The sequence below is a fragment of the Sporosarcina sp. FSL K6-3508 genome (assembly GCF_038615825.1).
In the GTDB taxonomy this organism is placed as follows: domain Bacteria; phylum Bacillota; class Bacilli; order Bacillales_A; family Planococcaceae; genus Sporosarcina; species Sporosarcina newyorkensis.
Map to the genome: position 1 here is coordinate 1 of NZ_CP152016.1, position 19,236 is coordinate 19,236.

The following is a 19,236-nucleotide window of genomic DNA, read 5'->3' on the forward strand; positions in this document are numbered from 1 at the left end:
TTGGAAAATTTATCGAATTTGTGGGATCAGGTATTGAAGAATATTGAAACCCGTGTTTCAAAGCCTAGTTTTGAAACGTGGTTAAAATCAACAAAACTGCTGACTTTCGAAGCTGAAAATGTAACGATTGCGGTCCCCAATTCATTCGCGAAAGATTGGTTAGAAACACATTATGTCCATTTAATTACTGGAATTTTGTCTGAATTAACCGGAGAAGATCGGATTATAGAATTCATTGTTCCACAAGATATGGTGGAAAATGATATTAAAATACCGAAAGCACCGCCAAAGGTCACAGAAAAAGTACCAATGACCAATTCCGCTGGCATGCTCAATCCAAAGTATACATTTGATACGTTCGTTATCGGATCCGGCAATCGCTTTGCTCACGCAGCATCACTTGCCGTTGCAGAGGCACCTGCGAAAGCCTACAATCCACTCTTCATCTATGGAGGCGTTGGCCTTGGTAAAACCCACTTGATGCATGCGATCGGACATTATGTGCTAGAACAGAATCCATCCTTGAAGGTTGTCTATTTGTCATCTGAGAAATTCACCAATGAATTCATTAATTCAATTCGTGACAATAAAGCAGGTGATTTCAGGGATCGGTATCGTAACGTAGACATACTATTGATTGATGATATTCAATTCTTAGCAGGAAAAGAACAAACGCAAGAAGAGTTCTTTCATACATTTAATACACTGCATGAAGAATCCAAACAAATCATCATTTCAAGTGACCGTCCGCCAAAAGAGATTCCTACGCTTGAAGATCGATTGCGTTCACGCTTTGAATGGGGATTGATTACGGACATCGCTCCGCCTGACCTAGAAACCCGAATTGCGATTTTACGTAAAAAGGCGAAAGCAGATGGTCTCATTGATATCTCAAATGATGTGATGTTATACATCGCCAATCAAATTGATTCGAATATTCGAGAACTTGAAGGGGCACTGATCCGGGTTGTAGCATATTCTTCTTTAGTGAATGCAGACATTACGACCGATCTCGCAGCAGAGGCTCTAAAGGATATCATTCCGAATTCAAGGCCACGGATTATTTCCATATTGGATATTCAGAAGTCTGTTGGAGAACACTACAATATACGGCTGGAGGATTTTGTAGCTAAGAAAAGAACGAGGGCAATTGCATTTCCACGTCAAATCGCGATGTTTTTATCGAGGGAATTGACGGATTCTTCTTTGCCTAAAATTGGTTCGGAATTTGGAGGACGGGATCATTCTACGGTTATTCACGCACATGAGAAGATCTCCAAGATGCTAGAATCTGATAAATCCCTTCAGCAAGATATCCAAGATATTAAAAAGGCACTTGGACGTGCGTAATTAACTGTGTATAATTGTGGACAGACTGTGCTAGGTCGTCCACGTTTTATACACATGTGGAAAACTATAATAGGCATACGTTCGGGAGGCTTTTCCACATATCCACAGCCCCTATTACTATTACTACTATCTTTAATTACTTAATTAATATTATATAAGCGAGGTATCGAGATGCAGTTTGAAATTATGCGTGATCGATTGTTGGATGGATTAAGCGATGTCATCAAAGCAATCAGTCATAAAGTGACGACACCGATTTTAACGGGTATTAAGTTAGAGGCCACGGAAAAAGGATTGACGATGACCGGAAGTGATTCAGACATCACAATCTCTACATTTATTCCGCTAGAGGAAGATGGAACTCAAATTATCCGAATGATTCAACCGGGTACATTAGTATTACAGGCTAAAGTGTTTAACGAGATTATTCGTAAATTGCCTACTAATGAAGTTATGATTGAATTACGTGACGGAATGAAAACACATATCCGCTCTGGACAATCTGAATTTCATATTATTGCCCAAAGTGCAGATGAATATCCTATCTTGCCAGATGTAAAGGATGCAGAACGCTTTGAACTGCCTGCAGACTTGATGAAATCCATTATTCGAGAGACAGTATTTGCTGTATCTCAACAAGAAACCCGTCCTGTATTAACCGGGGTTCAATGGACAATGAAAGAAGACGAACTTTACTGTATTGCAACGGACAGTCACCGTTTGGCGAGAAGAATTATTACACCCGAAGTACAAGCAAGTGTACCTTTTAATGCAGTCATTCCAGGCAAAAGCCTTCAAGAATTAAGTAAAATCTTGCCGGATCATTCGAATCCAGTGGAAATTTTTATTGCCAATCAGCAAGTTCTATTTAAACTGCATAACGTTTTATTTTATTCCAGACTGCTAGAAGGCAATTATCCTGATACATCACGCTTGATTCCGAATGAATACAAAACGTCAATCACCGTAAATGGCCGTAATTTATTGCAAGCGATTGACCGAGCCTCACTGCTGGCTCGTGAAGACCGCAACAATATTGTTCACTTTTCAACAGATGGCAGTTCACATATTCAAATCTCTTCTAATTCGCCAGACGTCGGGAATGTAGAAGAGCTGGTAGAAGCTGTTCAGATTGAAGGCGAGCCATTGAAAATTTCATTCAGTGCGAAATATATGATGGATGCATTGAAAGCAATTGATGGTCAAGATTTGATGATTCATTTTACAGGCAGCATGCGGCCGTTCATTTTAAAATCAATTGATAGTGAAGCGATTTTACAATTAATTTTACCGGTCCGTACTTTTTAATTAAGAACATTGAAGAAATAAATATAAAGTGGATAGTCAACATGTTGGCTATCCTTTTTACTTATTGTGAAAAGTTCGGTAAACTAGAGGGACAGACTATTGATGAGGGATTGAATGCAAATGGAAAAAGTTAATTTTAACTCGCCATTTATTACGCTAGGTCAGTTGTTAAAAATGACAAATACGATTAGTTCAGGCGGAATGGCTAAATGGTTTTTAGAAGAACACATCGTTTATGTAAATGGCGAACCGGAACAGCGACGCGGTAAAAAATTATATGATGGCGATGTTGTAAATATTCCGGGTGCAGGAAAATATAAACTGTCAGCGGATGAATCTGGACAGTCGGATGTATATTGATCGACTCGCATTAACGGATTATCGAAATTATGCCTCTCTAGAATTAGAATTCTCCCCCACCATGAACGTGTTGATTGGTGAAAATGCTCAAGGAAAGACTAATGTCATGGAAGCGATCTACGTATTGGCCATGGCAAAATCTCACCGAACTGCAAATGATCGCGAACTCATACGCTGGGAACAAGAGTGTGGTAAAATAGAAGGTGATGTCGAACGTAAATTTGGACGTTTGCCATTAGAATTGACCATTTCCAAAAAAGGAAAGAAAGCAAGAGTCAATCATCTCGAACAAAATCGATTGAGCATGTATGTGGGGCAGATGAATGTGGTAATGTTCGCGCCTGAAGATTTAAATATTGTAAAAGGCAGCCCACAACTGCGCAGGCGGTTTTTAGATATGGAGATCGGACAGATTTCAAGGGTCTATCTGCATGATCTCGTCAGTTTCCAAAAAATATTGAAACAGCGCAATGCAATGTTGAAGGAGCACCGGGGCAAACTGGATCTTCAAGATGTGATGTTCGATATTTATACGGAACAATATATTCAAGTAGCGGTCAAAATAATTCGGAAACGTTTTTATTTCATGGAGCTGCTGCAAAAATGGGCAAATCCGATTCATCAAGGGATCTCTCGGGGGCTTGAATCCCTTGAAGTTTCATATGGAACTTTAAAAGACCTGCATTCTGGGCAGACTGTTGAAGAAATGGAATCGATCTTTGCCGATCAGTTAAAGACGGTACGAAGACGCGAATTAGAACGAGGGCTTACGCTGGTAGGTCCGCATCGTGATGATTTGCAGTTTTTTGTCAATGGGTACGATATTCAAACATTTGGATCACAGGGTCAGCAACGGACAACAGCACTTTCTTTGAAACTTGCTGAAATTGAACTTGTAAAACAAGAAGTAGGAGAAACACCTATCTTGTTGCTCGATGATGTGTTATCCGAATTAGATGATTATCGTCAGTCACACTTGCTAAGTACGATGCAAGGGCAAGTTCAAACTTTTGTCACGACAACGAATATTACGGGAATAGATCATGACACTATTCAACAAGCGGCTATTTTCGAAGTCCATGATGGTTCCGTACAACGTAAAGGATAAGGATTAAAAGTTTGATATGTTTGGAAAGGAAAGGTGAACACCTTGGCAATGGAAGAGAGAGAAGTACAGACAGCTTATGATGCGAATCAGATACAAGTGTTGGAAGGCCTTGAAGCTGTCCGTAAACGTCCTGGTATGTACATTGGGACGACAAGTGCAAAAGGACTCCATCATCTTGTTTGGGAAATTGTGGATAATAGTATTGACGAAGCACTCGCCGGCTATTGTGATCACATTGAAGTAACAATTGAGAAAGACAACTGGATTCGAGTAGACGACAACGGTCGTGGTATACCTGTTGGAATTCAAGAATCCACGGGAAGACCGGCCGTGGAAGTCATTATGACTGTTCTACATGCCGGCGGTAAGTTCGGCGGTGGCGGCTATAAAGTTTCAGGCGGATTACATGGTGTTGGATCATCTGTTGTCAATGCCTTATCAGAGAAAACAGAAGTCTTTGTTCGGCTTGATCAAAAGCTATATGCGATTGAGTTTTCCAGAGGACCGGTTTCAAAAGAGCTTGAAGTAATCGGAGAGTCTGATGAAACAGGGACTACGATTCGTTTCAAAGCGGATCCGGAAATTTTCACGGAAACGACTGTATATGAGTACAGTACTCTCGCTACACGTCTACGTGAACTTGCCTATCTGAACCGAGGTTTGCGCATAACGATTACAGACGAACGCGAGGAAGAGCCAAAATCAGAAGTATTTCATTACGAAGGCGGTATTAAATCATACGTTCAGCATTTGAATGAAAATAAAGAGCCAATCTTTGAAGAACCAATTTACATTGAAGGCGAACGTGATGGAATTTCAATCGAAATTGCTATGCAATATAACAGTGGCTACGCAGAAAACCTGCTGTCATTTGCCAATAATATACACACGTATGAAGGTGGTACACATGAATCTGGGTTCAAGACAGCTCTAACTCGTGTGATCAACGACTATGCAAGGAAAAATGGCTTGTTGAAAGAGGCGGATGGCAATCTGTCTGGAGATGATGTGCGTGAAGGATTGACTGCAATCATCTCGATTAAACATCCAGATCCTCAATTCGAAGGACAAACGAAAACAAAGCTTGGAAACTCAGAAGTGAGCACCATAACAAATTCCCTGTTTTCCGAGGCGCTTCAGCGGTTTTTAATTGAAAATCCAGTGGTTGCCCGTAAAGTAGTGGATAAAAGCACGATGGCGGCAAGAGCGCGTATGGCTGCCAAGAATGCTCGTGAATTGACACGACGTAAGTCAGCACTTGAAGTATCCAGCCTGCCAGGTAAGTTATCTGACTGTTCCTCGAGAGACCCTTCGATTAGTGAGCTCTATATTGTTGAAGGTGATTCCGCCGGCGGTTCAGCGAAAAATGGACGTGATCGTCACTTCCAAGCGATTCTGCCATTGCGAGGAAAAATCTTGAACGTTGAAAAAGCACGTTTGGACCGCATACTCGGTAATGCGGAGATTCGTATGATCATTACAGCACTTGGTACAGGAATTGGCTCCGAATTTGATTTACAGAAAGCGCGTTATCATAAGCTCGTGATCATGACAGATGCTGACGTCGATGGTGCGCATATCCGTACGTTATTATTAACGTTCTTCTTCCGTTTCATGCGTCCATTAATTGAGGCCGGCTATGTGTACATTGCACAGCCACCGCTTTATCGTGTACGTGCAGGGAAAAATGAGCAATATTGTTATGACGAAGAAGCACTGCAAGAAATTTTGAGAAGTATGCCTGCTTCACCAAAACCGGACATTACGCGGTATAAAGGTCTTGGTGAAATGAATCCAGAGCAACTTTGGGAAACCACTATGGATCCCGATAAACGTACGTTTCTGCAAGTTCGTTTGGAAGATGCAATGGAAGCAGACGCCACTTTTGAAGAACTGATGGGCGATGAAGTGGAGCCGCGCCGAAAATTTATTGAAGACAACGCGGTCTACGTACAAAATATCGATACCTGATCGGTCGCCAATCGGTAATTGGTCGGTGCCAACAGAATTTTTTAGATGTAAGTGGTGAAAGGAGCTTGACAACATGGCAGATTTGCCACAAGGCGGAGTGCAAGAAATAAATATAAATACAGAAATGAAAACATCGTTTCTGAACTATGCGATGAGTGTTATTGTATCTCGTGCGCTTCCTGATGTTCGAGATGGTTTGAAACCTGTTCATCGACGGATTTTATATGCCATGCATGATTTAGGTATTACAGCAGAAAAACCGCATAAGAAGTCTGCACGTATTGTTGGGGACGTTATCGGTAAGTACCATCCACACGGTGACAGTGCCGTATATGACACGATGGTCCGGATGGCACAAGATTTCAGCTATCGCTATATGCTTGTCGATGGTCACGGAAACTTTGGTTCTGTCGACGGTGATGGCGCGGCTGCAATGCGTTATACCGAATCGCGGATGTCCCGTATTGCAATGGAGTTATTGCGTGATATCAATAAAGACACGATCGACTTTCAAGCAAACTATGATGAGCAGGAAAAAGAGCCTGCAGTCTTGCCTGGACGTTACCCCAACTTATTAGTTAACGGTACATCAGGTATTGCCGTGGGGATGGCAACAAACATTCCTCCACATCATCTCGGTGAAACGATTGACGCAGTGCTCGCGCTGGCAGGTAACAGTGCGATCACGACAGATGAATTGATGGAGATCGTTCCGGGTCCAGATTTTCCGACCGGCGGAATGATCCTCGGGCGCAGCGGAATCCGCCGTGCCTATGAAACAGGCCGCGGTTCGCTCATTATCCGTGGAAAGGCAGAGATCGAGCAGCAATCAAACGGTCGTGAAACCATTATTGTTACTGAAATTCCGTTCCAAGTGAATAAGGCAAAATTGATTGAGAAGATTGCGGAGCTCGTGCGTGATAAGAAAATTGACGGTATTACCCACTTGGCAGATGAATCCGACCGTACAGGGATGCGCATTGTGATCGAAGTCCGACGCGATGCCAATGCCAACGTACTTTTGAATAATCTTTACAAGCAAACTGCATTGCAAACCAGTTTTGGTATCAACATGCTGGCGCTTGTGGACAAACAACCAAAAGTTTTATCGTTAAAGGAAATTTTATTCCACTACTTGGAACACCAGAAAGTTGTCATTCGACGACGCACACAATTTGAGCTGAATAAAGCTGAAGACCGCGCACATATTTTGGAAGGACTGCGCATTGCACTAGATCATATAGATCGCATTATTGCGTTGATTAGAGGTTCCAAAACAACGGCTGAAGCGAAGTCCAGCCTTATGGAAACATTCGACTTATCAGAACGTCAGTCTCAAGCCATTTTGGATATGCGTTTGCAACGTCTAACTGGGTTAGAGCGTGATAAGATTGAATCCGAATATCAAGAGCTGTTGACTCTCATAGCAGAATTGCGTGCAATTCTGGCGGACGAAGAAAAAGTAATCGAAATCATACGTGAAGAATTAACGGAGATTAAAGAACGCTTTGCAGATGAACGACGAACAGAAATTATGCTGGGCGGTTCTGAAATGCTGGAAGATGAAGACTTAATCCCAGTCGAAAATTCCATTGTTTCATTAACGCATCAAGGGTATATTAAGCGTTTGCCTGCAAACACTTATCGCAGTCAAAAACGTGGCGGACGCGGTATTCAGGGTATGGGGACAAATGAAGATGACTTTGTCGAACATTTATTGAATACATCCACACATGACACAATCCTATTATTTACTAGTAGAGGCCGTGTGTTCCGCAAGAAAGGTTATGAAATTCCAGAATATAGCCGGACTGCAAAAGGGTTACCGATCATCAACCTTATCGATTTTGAAAAAGGCGAAAAGGTGACGGCAATGATCCCGATCAGTGAGTTCAGGGAAGATCACTATTTGTTCTTTGCGACAAAGCACGGGGTGATCAAGCGAACTTCAATTATGGGTTACGCAAATATTCGAGCAAATGGATTGATCGCATTAGGCTTGCGTGAAGAAGATGAGCTGATCTCAGTGAAATCGACTGATGGTACTTCAGACATTGCAATCTGTACAAAACAAGGCATGCTCATTCGTTTTGCAGAAGAAGACATTCGTCCGCTCGGCAGGACAGCAGCAGGAGTGAGGGGCATTCGACTACGAATAGATGATGAAGTCATCGGTATGGACATGGTGGACGAAGGTGATGACATTCTCGTGGTCACTGAAAAAGGTTATGGTAAACGTACACCAGAAAGTGAATATCGTTCGCAATCACGTGGAGGATATGGTCTGAAAACAATGCATATGACAGATCGTAACGGCGAGATTGTTGCGATGAAAGCTGTTAATGGTGAAGAAGATCTCATGCTTATAACGATCCACGGTATTCTAATTCGTATGTCCATCAGCGATATCTCTATATTTGGCCGGTCTACGCAAGGGGTCCGCTTAATTCGATTGGCAGACGACGAGCGGGTCGCTACGGTCGCGAAAGTAGAGAAGAGCGAAGAAGAACATGAGGAAGACATTGAAGAAGAATCTGTAGATGCACAAGAGGACCTTTCAGTGGAGACAGAAGATACAGAGTAAAGAAAAGTTATTGAAGAGACGTAAACCGTCACTTCAATAACTTTTTTTGTGTTTATGAATTTATACTCATGCATCTATCCCTATAAATGAGAATAATATATGATAATAGATATAGTGAAAAAGAAATTAGGTGAAAATAGTGGAAGTTTACAAAGAAGTCAGTGAGTTAAGGCCTGGTAGTTTCCTTAAAGAAGATCTGTATGTAAATACAAAAAACCCGATTGTGGCCAAAAATACGAAACTAACACTTACACATATTGAGGTGCTTCGTTTATTTGGTATAGCAAAGGTTTTAATTGAATCCAAAGCCCAGAGCCAATCCGAGCTAGAATCACCTGAAAAGACAATCGAAGTAAAACTTACTCCCGAGGTGGAGAAATTAGTGAATCAAAGTGCCCCTCCTAAGTCTAGAACATTACAGGCTTTGTATGATGAAGCGGTGGAAGCTTACCAAAAAGAGTTTTCCGGGTACAGGTCCGGAAAGAAACTGGACGTTGCGGTAGTCCGTTCGATTGCATTACCTGTGATTCAAGCGTTTCTAGAAAATAAAGAGTATGTGAGAAGGTTGAATGATTTTTCAGCAATCCAAAACTACAAAGCACATCACTCCATTAGCGTGGGAATTTTAGCTGCATTAATTAGTGAACAAATGGGCTATTCCAAGGGACAAGTCCTGCAAGTGGGCATTGCGGGTGTGTTGGCGGATAGTGGAATGGCAAAAATTAATTCTAAAATCATTGATAAAGTAGCATTCTTAACAAGCGAAGAGATGAATGAAGTGAAAAAGCACGTAGTCCATAGTTTTCAAATGGTGCAAGAGTCTTCATTAGTAAGACAAGAAATGAAGGTAGCAATTCTCCAACATCATGAACGTTTTGATGGAAGCGGCTATCCGAGAGGTTTAAAGGGACAAGAGATTATAGAGTTCGCACAAATAATTTCAGTGGCGGACGTCTATCATGCAATGACATCTGAAAGACCATACCGTCAAAAAGAAAATTCTTTCAAAGTCATAGAGTTATTGAAGGAAGATGAGTTTGGAAAGTTTGACGTGAAGATCATTCAAGTTCTACATGATTTAATTAATAAACTGTCAATCGGAGTAAGAGTGAAATTAACAACGGACGAAATAGCTGAAGTTATTTACTTGCACCGGGATTTTCCTTTGCGGCCGATTGTTAAAGTCCTCGGCAGCGGTACACATATTGACTTATCCGCAAATAGAAAGATTACTATTGAAAAGATGTTCTAATAAATATAAAAGTTGATCCTTCTTCTATATAATAAAAAAGAGGATCAACAATTCTTTATATCTGTGTTTCTAAGATCAGAAGCCTTGATATAGTTGAAACTATAGCCGGAATTACTATACTGGATCTAGTAAATTACTTTTTAAAGGCTTTAAATCAAGTCTTTTAAAAGAATTTGATAAAAAAGCTTGCAATACAGAATAGACGGTGGTATATTTATAAGCGTCGCATCGGGGAGTTACAAAACACCCGAACAACACTTTAAAACTTTTTAAGAAAAAGCGTTGACAACGAAACAGCGATTTGGTATTATAAGAAAGTTGTCTCTTACGAAAGAGTAGCCATATGAACCTTGAAAACTGAACAGCAAAACGTTAACGAATTATACGTTTGTGCATCGGCTCTGCCGGTGACATAAACAAAATGAGTATCTTAAATGATGCCAGCAAGAAATCGAGCTAACTCGAATTTCTCTTTTATGGAGAGTTTGATCCTGGCTCAGGACGAACGCTGGCGGCGTGCCTAATACATGCAAGTCGAGCGAATCTTTGGGAGCTTGCTCCTAAAGATTAGCGGCGGACGGGTGAGTAACACGTGGGCAACCTACCTTACAGATGGGGATAACTCCGGGAAACCGGGGCTAATACCGAATAATCCATTTCTTCGCATGAAGAGATGTTGAAAGACGGTTTCGGCTGTCACTGTGAGATGGGCCCGCGGCGCATTAGTTAGTTGGTGGGGTAACGGCCTACCAAGACCACGATGCGTAGCCGACCTGAGAGGGTGATCGGCCACACTGGGACTGAGACACGGCCCAGACTCCTACGGGAGGCAGCAGTAGGGAATCTTCCACAATGGACGAAAGTCTGATGGAGCAACGCCGCGTGAGTGAAGAAGGTTTTCGGATCGTAAAGCTCTGTTGTAAGGGAAGAACACGTACAGGAGTAACTGCCTGTACCTTGACGGTACCTTACCAGAAAGCCACGGCTAACTACGTGCCAGCAGCCGCGGTAATACGTAGGTGGCAAGCGTTGTCCGGAATTATTGGGCGTAAAGCGCGCGCAGGCGGTCCTTTAAGTCTGATGTGAAAGCCCACGGCTCAACCGTGGAGGGTCATTGGAAACTGGAGGACTTGAGTACAGAAGAGGAAAGCGGAATTCCACGTGTAGCGGTGAAATGCGTAGAGATGTGGAGGAACACCAGTGGCGAAGGCGGCTTTCTGGTCTGTAACTGACGCTGAGGCGCGAAAGCGTGGGGAGCAAACAGGATTAGATACCCTGGTAGTCCACGCCGTAAACGATGAGTGCTAAGTGTTAGGGGGTTTCCGCCCCTTAGTGCTGCAGCTAACGCATTAAGCACTCCGCCTGGGGAGTACGGCCGCAAGGCTGAAACTCAAAGGAATTGACGGGGACCCGCACAAGCGGTGGAGCATGTGGTTTAATTCGAAGCAACGCGAAGAACCTTACCAGGTCTTGACATCCCGCTGCCCGGCATGGAGACATGCCTTTCCCTTCGGGGACAGCGGTGACAGGTGGTGCATGGTTGTCGTCAGCTCGTGTCGTGAGATGTTGGGTTAAGTCCCGCAACGAGCGCAACCCTTAATCTTAGTTGCCATCATTCAGTTGGGCACTCTAAGGTGACTGCCGGTGACAAACCGGAGGAAGGTGGGGATGACGTCAAATCATCATGCCCCTTATGACCTGGGCTACACACGTGCTACAATGGACGGTACAGAGGGCTGCAAACCCGCGAGGGGGAGCCAATCCCACAAAACCGTTCCCAGTTCGGATTGCAGGCTGCAACTCGCCTGCATGAAGCCGGAATCGCTAGTAATCGTGGATCAGCATGCCACGGTGAATACGTTCCCGGGTCTTGTACACACCGCCCGTCACACCACGAGAGTTTGTAACACCCGAAGTCGGTGGGGTAACCCTTACGGGAGCCAGCCGCCGAAGGTGGGACAGATGATTGGGGTGAAGTCGTAACAAGGTAGCCGTATCGGAAGGTGCGGCTGGATCACCTCCTTTCTAAGGATAGTATGCCATCTTGGCATTCGGAAGATGGATCTTCGATCCGTCACGTTAACGTTTTGCGTTCAGTTTTGAAGGCTCATTTTTTGAGTGTTCAAAGCTTTTTTCTTTAGACTTGTTCATTGAAAACTGGATAAAACGACATTGAAAGTAATCAAGTAATCAACCGAATCGAACATTTTGTTTGATTCATGTAAACTTTTTAACCTTCGTTCTTTCTATCGCTAGAGAGACGTTGGACCTTTTATAGGTTAAGTTAGAAAGGGCGCACGGCGGATGCCTTGGCACTAGGAGCCGATGAAGGACGGCACTAACACCGATATGCTTCGGGGAGCTGTAAGTAAGCTTTGATCCGAAGATTTCCGAATGGGGAAACCCACTGTCCGTAATGGGACAGTACGTTCACGTGAATACATAGCGTGATCGTGGCACACCCGGAGAACTGAAACATCTAAGTACCCGGAGGAAGAGAAAGAAAATCGATTCCCTTAGTAGCGGCGAGCGAAACGGGAAGAGCCCAAACCAGGAAGCTTGCTTCCTGGGGTTGTAGGACACTCTATACGGAGTTACAAAGGAATGCATTAGACGAAGCGATCTGGAAAGATCCGCCGCAGTGGGTAACAGCCCCGTAGTCGAAAGTGCATTCCCTCCAGAGTGGATCCTGAGTACGGCGGAACACGTGAAATTCCGTCGGAATCCGGGAGGACCATCTCCCAAGGCTAAATACTCCCTAGTGACCGATAGTGAACCAGTACCGTGAGGGAAAGGTGAAAAGCACCCCGGAAGGGGAGTGAAATAGAACCTGAAACCGTGTGCCTACAAATTGTCAGAGCCCGTTAATGGGTGATGGCGTGCCTTTTGTAGAATGAACCGGCGAGTTACGATTCCATGCAAGGTTAAGCTGAGAAAGCGGAGCCGCAGCGAAAGCGAGTCTGAATAGGGCGCATGAGTATGGGGTCGTAGACCCGAAACCAGGTGATCTACCCATGTCCAGGGTGAAGGTCAGGTAACACTGACTGGAGGCCCGAACCCACGTATGTTGAAAAATGCGGGGATGAGGTGTGGGTAGCGGTGAAATTCCAATCGAACCTGGAGATAGCTGGTTCTCTCCGAAATAGCTTTAGGGCTAGCCTCAAACGAAAGAATCTCGGAGGTAGAGCACTGTTTGGACGAGGGGCCCATCCCGGGTTACCGAATTCAGACAAACTCCGAATGCCGATGATTTATGTTTGGGAGTCAGACGGTGGGTGATAAGATCCATCGTCGAGAGGGAAACAGCCCAGACCACCAGTTAAGGTCCCCAAGTATCCGTTAAGTGGAAAAGGATGTGGCGCTGCCCAGACAACCAGGATGTTGGCTTAGAAGCAGCCATCATTTAAAGAGTGCGTAATAGCTCACTGGTCGAGTGGCGCTGCGCCGAAAATGTACCGGGGCTAAACGGATCACCGAAACTGTGGATTGACGCAAGTCAATGGTAGGAGAGCGTTCCAAGGGCGTTGAAGCTAGACCGGAAGGACTGGTGGAGCGCTTGGAAGTGAGAATGCCGGTATGAGTAGCGAAAGAAGGGTGAGAATCCCTTCCACCGAATGCCTAAGGTTTCCTGAGGAAGGCTCGTCCGCTCAGGGTTAGTCAGGACCTAAGTCGAGGCCGATAGGCGTAGACGATGGACAACAGGTTGATATTCCTGTACCACCTCCCCGCCGTTTGAGTAATGGGGGGACGCAGTAGGATAGGGTGAGCACGCAGTTGGTTGCGTGTCTAAGCAGTGAGGTGGAGAACGAGGCAAATCCCGTTCTCATATAACACTAGGCTGTGATGGCAAGGAGAATTGTCTCCGGAGTCCCTGATTTCACACTGCCAAGAAAAGCCTCTAGCGAGGCGGGAGGTGCCTGTACCGCAAACCGACACAGGTAGGCGAGGAGAGAATCCTAAGGTGATCGAGAGAACTCTCGTTAAGGAACTCGGCAAAATGACCCCGTAACTTCGGGAGAAGGGGTGCTCTGGTAGGGTGAATAGCCCGAGAGAGCCGCAGTGAATAGGCCCAGGCGACTGTTTAGCAAAAACACAGGTCTCTGCAAAACCGTAAGGTGACGTATAGGGGCTGACGCCTGCCCGGTGCTGGAAGGTTAAGAGGAGGGGTTAGCGCAAGCGAAGCTCTGAATTGAAGCCCCAGTAAACGGCGGCCGTAACTATAACGGTCCTAAGGTAGCGAAATTCCTTGTCGGGTAAGTTCCGACCCGCACGAAAGGCGTAACGATCTGGGCACTGTCTCAACGAGAGACTCGGTGAAATTATAATATGCGTGAAGATGCGCATTACCCGCGACAGGACGGAAAGACCCCGTGGAGCTTTACTGTAGCCTGATATTGAATTCCGGTGCAGCCTGTACAGGATAGGTAGGAGCCTTGGATTCCGGAGCGCCAGCTTCGGAGGAGGCGTTGGTGGGATACTACCCTGGCTGTATTGGACTTCTAACCCATGCCCGTGATCCGGGCAGGAGACAGTGTCAGGTGGGCAGTTTGACTGGGGCGGTCGCCTCCTAAAGAGTAACGGAGGCGCCCAAAGGTTCCCTCAGAATGGTTGGACATCATTCGTAGAGTGCAAAGGCATAAGGGAGCTTGACTGCGAGACCTACAAGTCGAGCAGGGTCGAAAGACGGGCTTAGTGATCCGGTGGTTCCGCATGGAAGGGCCATCGCTCAACGGATAAAAGCTACCCCGGGGATAACAGGCTTATCTCCCCCAAGAGTCCACATCGACGGGGAGGTTTGGCACCTCGATGTCGGCTCGTCGCATCCTGGGGCTGTAGTCGGTCCCAAGGGTTGGGCTGTTCGCCCATTAAAGCGGCACGCGAGCTGGGTTCAGAACGTCGTGAGACAGTTCGGTCCCTATCCGTCGCGGGCGCAGGAAATTTGAGAAGAGCTGTCCTTAGTACGAGAGGACCGGGATGGACATACCGCTGGTGTACCAGTTGTCTTGCCAAAGGCATCGCTGGGTAGCTATGTATGGACGGGATAAATGCTGAAAGCATCTAAGCATGAAGCCCCCTTCAAGATGAGATTTCCCATTACGCAAGTAAGTAAGATCCCTCAAAGATGATGAGGTGGATAGGTCTGGGGTGGAAGCACGGCGACGTGTGCAGCTGACAGATACTAATCGATCGAGGACTTAACCTATTTTAAGAAGTACTACTTGATGTACACAATGTCTTTTATTCAGTTTTGAGTGAACAAGCTTTACTCATCTGTCTAGTAACGATGGCGAAGAGGTCACACCCGTTCCCATACCGAACACGGAAGTTAAGCTCTTCAGCGCCGATGGTAGTCGGGGGCTTCCCCCTGTGAGAGTAGGACGTTGCTAGGCATGCGAAGCCATTCACTATGGACATCATAGTGAGTGGCTTTTTTGTGTTCCTGAAAATATAAAAAGAGGGAGACGGCTCGTTGTGTATGAAACCGTTTGGTGTGGTGCAGTGAGAGAAATGTTCGCACTTGAGGCGGATTGGTGCGGTGAGTGGAGAGAAAGGTTCGTGTAGTTCCTGGATTGGTGTGTTTCAATGAAGATTTGGCTCATTTTCCGAGTGGAATGGTTCATTTGGAGAGGGATTCTGTGAAAGGTTGAAAAATGGATTGTTAGGTTTTCTTTTGATATTCATGTAAAGTGTATGAAAAGAAACGAGGTGATCTTATCATGATGACAGTTTATGATTTTATTGTGAAGACTGCTAGTGGAGGGAAGAAATCTTTACAGGCGTATAAAGGCAAACCAATGATTATTGTCAATACTGCCAGTAAGTGTGGCTTTACAAAACAGTTTAAAGAACTTCAGGATTTATATGAAGAATATAAAGACAGAGGGCTTGTGATACTTGGTTTTCCATCCGATAACTTCAATAATCAAGAATTCGATGATATTGAGGAGACTGTTGAATTCTGTCAGGTGAATTATGGAGTAACGTTTCCGATGTTTGCAAAGGTAAATGTAAAAGGTCACGGAGCGGATCCTTTATTTTGTTACTTAATTGAACAAAAGAAGGGCATACTGACAGAGGGAATCAAATGGAACTTTACAAAGTTTTTGATTGATCAGAATGGACAGGTAGTAGAACGTTTTGCTCCTCAAACGAACCCTCTCAAAATGAAAAAGTCATTGGAAAAACTATTCAATGAATAATGGGAATACTTAGTTTACACATTTGTGCCTTGACACGTTAGATTGGCGCTGATAACCTTTTAATAATCTTTACTGACAATAGTTATTTTAGGAGGCAGAAAGTTAATGTGGGAATCAAAATTTTCTCGTGAAGGTTTAACGTTTGATGATGTATTACTAGTTCCGGCTGCATCTGATGTGTTACCGAAAGACGTGTCCTTGGCCGTGAGTTTGACGGATACAATCAAGTTAAATATTCCTATTATCAGTGCTGGAATGGATACTGTTACTGAATCCAAGATGGCAATCTCTATGGCGCGCCAAGGTGGAGTTGGCATTATTCATAAAAACATGAGTATTGAAGAGCAGGCAGAACAAGTCGTTACGGTAAAACGTTCGGAAAATGGAGTTATTAAAAATCCTTTCTTCTTAACGCCAGAACATCAAGTGTTTGATGCAGAACACTTAATGGGGAAATACCGAATCTCAGGTGTTCCGATCGTCAATAATATGGAAGAGAAAAAATTGGTTGGTATTTTGACGAACCGCGACCTTAGATTTATTCAGGATTATTCAATGCTTATTGATGAAGTTATGACGAAAGAAAACTTAGTAACTGCTCCTGTAGGCACTACGTTAGAAGAAGCAGAGAAGACACTACAGCAATATAAGATTGAAAAACTTCCTATTGTAGATGAAAAAGGGATCCTAAATGGTTTGATCACCATTAAAGATATCGAAAAAGTAATTGAGTTCCCGAGTGCTGCAAAAGACCAAGCTGGCCGTCTGTTGGTCGGTGCAGCTGTAGGAGTGACTGTAGATACGTCTACACGCGTGGAGAAGTTAGTACAAGCAGAAGTCGACCTTATTGTTATTGACACGGCTCACGGTCATTCTAAGGGTGTTATTGACACTGTTAGAGAGATTCGCGCGAACTATCCGCATCTTGCGATTGTCGCAGGGAACGTGGCGACTGCGGAAGCAACAGAGGCTCTTTACGAAGCTGGTGCTGACGTGGTCAAGGTTGGAATCGGTCCTGGTTCAATTTGTACAACACGTGTAGTAGCAGGAGTCGGAGTTCCCCAAATCACAGCTATTTACGAATGTGCGTCAGTTGCTAGAAAATATGGCAAGACGATTATCGCGGATGGTGGAATTAAATACTCTGGAGATATTGTCAAAGCGCTTGCTGCCGGTGGACATGCTGTTATGCTAGGAAGCTTGTTGGCGGGTACTACAGAGAGCCCTGGTGAATCTGAAATCTTCCAAGGACGCCGTTTCAAGGTATACCGTGGCATGGGATCAGTAGCGGCAATGGAACAAGGTTCAAAAGATCGTTACTTCCAGGAAGATGAGAAGAAACTTGTACCTGAGGGTATTGAAGGTCGTATGCCCTATAAAGGACCACTAACGGATACGATCCATCAACTAGTTGGCGGTATTCGCTCTGGAATGGGCTATTGCGGGTCAAAAGATTTGGAAGCTCATCGGGAAAAGGCACAGTTTATACGTATGACAGGCGCCGGCTTACAAGAGAGTCACCCGCATCAGGTTCAGATTACGAAAGAAGCTCCTAACTACTCTGTGCGTTAACTATTATTAGAGAATCGGCAGGGAGGTAAATATACCTTCCGCCGTTCTAATGTTTTACACCTTTTTTCGTCACTTTCTATGAGCGAAAAGGTGTTTTTTTGGGATAAGGATACATGATACGGCGATAATATGGTACACTGATTTTTGATATTGTCAATACGGGGGTATAGTGAGTGAAAAAGGTAACAAGAAGATGGCTGTCAGTTTTGATGGTACCGATGATGTTGTTAATGACAATCGGAATCCATACGCCTGCGGCAAATGCAGAATCTTCCTTGGGGATTCATGTAGACGGAGCAATTTTGATTGATGCGGACAGTGGAAAAGTTTTATACGAAGAAAATGCTGATAAAGCATTAGGTATTGCAAGTATGACGAAAATGATGACGGAATACCTGATGTTTGAAGCATTGGAAGAAGGAACGATTTCTTGGGATCAAGAGTATCGGGTGAACGGATATACATATGCTGTGTCGCAAGATCGCCGTTTGAGCAATGTGCCACTTCGCCGTGATGGCACGTATACCATCCGTGAACTTTATGAAGCTGTAGCAATTTATTCAGCCAATGCTGCTACAATTGCGATCGCAGAGACAATTGCAGGAACAGAGGCAGAGTTCATAAAATTAATGAATGCCAAAGCTGAAGAGCTTGGATTAACAGACTATAAATTTGTCAATTCGACAGGTTTGAATAACAATGACTTACAGGGAATGCATCCAAGTGGGACAGGCGAGAAGGACGAAAACGTGATGCCTGCACGTTCTGTTGCCAAATTGGCCTATCACCTATTGCAAGACTATCCCGAGGTACTGGAAACTACAAAAATCAGTAAGAAGGTATTTCGCGAAGGTACAGAAGATGCCATCAATATGGATAACTGGAACTTCATGCTTCCCGGTTTAGTGTATGAGTACCCGGGAGTCGATGGCTTGAAGACGGGAACTACTGAGTTTGCGGGACATTGTTTTACAGGTACTGCCACTCGTGCTGATAAACGGGTTATTGCAGTTGTAATGAATGCTGTAGATACAAAGGGTGTTGGTTCGTATCAAGCACGTTTTGATGCTACTCGTGCATTGTTTGACTATGGCTTCAGTCAATTTACTGAAACAGAGCTTTTACCTGCAGGACATCAGTTCAAGAAACAAAAAACATTAGGTGTCATCAAAGGGAAAGAGAAGAAAGTTGGAATTGCCACAAAAGAACCTGTTAGCATGTTGATTCGCAACAGTGAGAAAAAAGAGTATGAACCTGAGCTTGTGCTCGACAAAAAGCTTGTGAAAGATGGAAAAGTTCAAGCACCATTGAAAAAAGGTACAGTGATCGGCCATGTGAAGTTAGTAAAAAAAGATGGTTCGGACCTTGGCTTTATCGATGGGGAAACAGCGGGCACTGAAGTTGTGACAACGGAAGAAGTGAAGAAAGCAGGATGGTTCTCTCTAACGATGGGAGCAATCGGAGATTTCTTTGCCAGCGCTTGGAAGAGTTCAACTGGTTTTGTAAAAGGATTATTTGATTGATGTAAAGC

Annotated in this window: 10 protein-coding genes and 3 rRNA genes; all 13 read left to right on the forward strand. The window is 44.3% G+C overall.

Features of this window, described 5'->3' with window-relative positions:
• The 13 genes from dnaA (at position 1) to MKX97_RS00065 (ending at position 19,228) form a co-directional block, all read left to right on the forward strand.
• Positions 1-1,350: a chromosomal replication initiator protein DnaA gene (dnaA, locus tag MKX97_RS00005; protein ID WP_342536625.1), complete on the forward strand. Its 1,350-nt coding sequence runs from the start codon at positions 1-3 to the stop codon at positions 1,348-1,350.
• A 171-nt stretch (positions 1,351-1,521) separates the two neighbouring features.
• Positions 1,522-2,658, forward strand: a complete 1,137-nt coding sequence (gene dnaN / locus MKX97_RS00010) for a DNA polymerase III subunit beta (protein ID WP_221837395.1) — start codon at positions 1,522-1,524, stop codon at positions 2,656-2,658.
• Positions 2,659-2,778: 120 nt separating this feature from the next.
• Positions 2,779-3,018, forward strand: coding sequence for a S4 domain-containing protein YaaA (gene yaaA / locus MKX97_RS00015; protein WP_078818773.1), 240 nt, complete (start codon positions 2,779-2,781; stop codon positions 3,016-3,018).
• On the forward strand, positions 3,008-4,126 hold the full coding sequence (gene recF, locus MKX97_RS00020) for a DNA replication/repair protein RecF (RefSeq protein ID WP_078818764.1): 1,119 nt from the start codon (positions 3,008-3,010) through the stop codon (positions 4,124-4,126). The genes yaaA and recF overlap by 11 nt, the downstream gene beginning before the upstream one ends.
• A 48-nt stretch (positions 4,127-4,174) precedes the next feature.
• Positions 4,175-6,097 carry a DNA topoisomerase (ATP-hydrolyzing) subunit B gene (gene gyrB / locus MKX97_RS00025; RefSeq protein ID WP_176132623.1) on the forward strand — a complete coding sequence of 641 codons (1,923 nt, stop codon included), beginning with the start codon at positions 4,175-4,177 and terminating at the stop codon, positions 6,095-6,097.
• 73 nt (positions 6,098-6,170) lie between these two features.
• Complete coding sequence (gene gyrA / locus MKX97_RS00030) at positions 6,171-8,681, forward strand: DNA gyrase subunit A (protein ID WP_221837387.1); 2,511 nt, start codon at positions 6,171-6,173, stop codon at positions 8,679-8,681.
• A gap of 139 nt (positions 8,682-8,820) precedes the next feature.
• Positions 8,821-9,933 carry an HD-GYP domain-containing protein gene (locus MKX97_RS00035; protein ID WP_342536626.1) on the forward strand — a complete coding sequence of 371 codons (1,113 nt, stop codon included), beginning with the start codon at positions 8,821-8,823 and terminating at the stop codon, positions 9,931-9,933.
• A 473-nt stretch (positions 9,934-10,406) separates the two neighbouring features.
• Positions 10,407-11,958 (forward strand): 16S ribosomal RNA (locus MKX97_RS00040).
• A gap of 252 nt (positions 11,959-12,210) precedes the next feature.
• Positions 12,211-15,136, forward strand: a 23S ribosomal RNA gene (locus tag MKX97_RS00045).
• Positions 15,137-15,207: 71 nt separating this feature from the next.
• Positions 15,208-15,323: ribosomal RNA gene (gene rrf, locus MKX97_RS00050) — 5S ribosomal RNA — on the forward strand.
• The 16S, 23S and 5S rRNA genes sit together here, the layout of an rRNA operon.
• A 327-nt stretch (positions 15,324-15,650) precedes the next feature.
• Positions 15,651-16,133, forward strand: coding sequence for a glutathione peroxidase (locus MKX97_RS00055; RefSeq protein WP_281422235.1), 483 nt, complete (start codon positions 15,651-15,653; stop codon positions 16,131-16,133).
• Positions 16,134-16,238: 105 nt separating this feature from the next.
• Positions 16,239-17,705 (forward strand): IMP dehydrogenase, encoded by a 1,467-nt coding sequence (guaB, locus tag MKX97_RS00060; RefSeq protein ID WP_078818851.1) that lies wholly within the window; start codon positions 16,239-16,241, stop codon positions 17,703-17,705.
• A 209-nt stretch (positions 17,706-17,914) separates the two neighbouring features.
• A complete protein-coding gene (locus tag MKX97_RS00065; RefSeq protein ID WP_139366050.1) occupies positions 17,915-19,228 on the forward strand; it encodes a serine hydrolase in 1,314 nt (437 codons plus the stop codon).
• The last annotated feature ends 8 nt before the right edge of the window (positions 19,229-19,236 follow it).

What these genes read in the sequence shown, in the direction of transcription:
- guaB (WP_078818851.1), top strand. Translation starts at nt 16,239, where the DNA reads ATGTGGGAATCAAAATTTTCTCGTGAAGGTTTAACGTTTGATGATGTA.
- gyrA (WP_221837387.1), top strand. Translation starts at nt 6,171, where the DNA reads ATGGCAGATTTGCCACAAGGCGGAGTGCAAGAAATAAATATAAATACA.
- gyrB (WP_176132623.1), top strand. Translation starts at nt 4,175, where the DNA reads ATGGAAGAGAGAGAAGTACAGACAGCTTATGATGCGAATCAGATACAA.
- dnaN (WP_221837395.1), top strand. Translation starts at nt 1,522, where the DNA reads ATGCAGTTTGAAATTATGCGTGATCGATTGTTGGATGGATTAAGCGAT.
- yaaA (WP_078818773.1), top strand. Translation starts at nt 2,779, where the DNA reads ATGGAAAAAGTTAATTTTAACTCGCCATTTATTACGCTAGGTCAGTTG.
- recF (WP_078818764.1), top strand. Translation starts at nt 3,008, where the DNA reads ATGTATATTGATCGACTCGCATTAACGGATTATCGAAATTATGCCTCT.
- MKX97_RS00065 (WP_139366050.1), top strand. Translation starts at nt 17,915, where the DNA reads ATGGTACCGATGATGTTGTTAATGACAATCGGAATCCATACGCCTGCG.
- MKX97_RS00055 (WP_281422235.1), top strand. Translation starts at nt 15,651, where the DNA reads ATGATGACAGTTTATGATTTTATTGTGAAGACTGCTAGTGGAGGGAAG.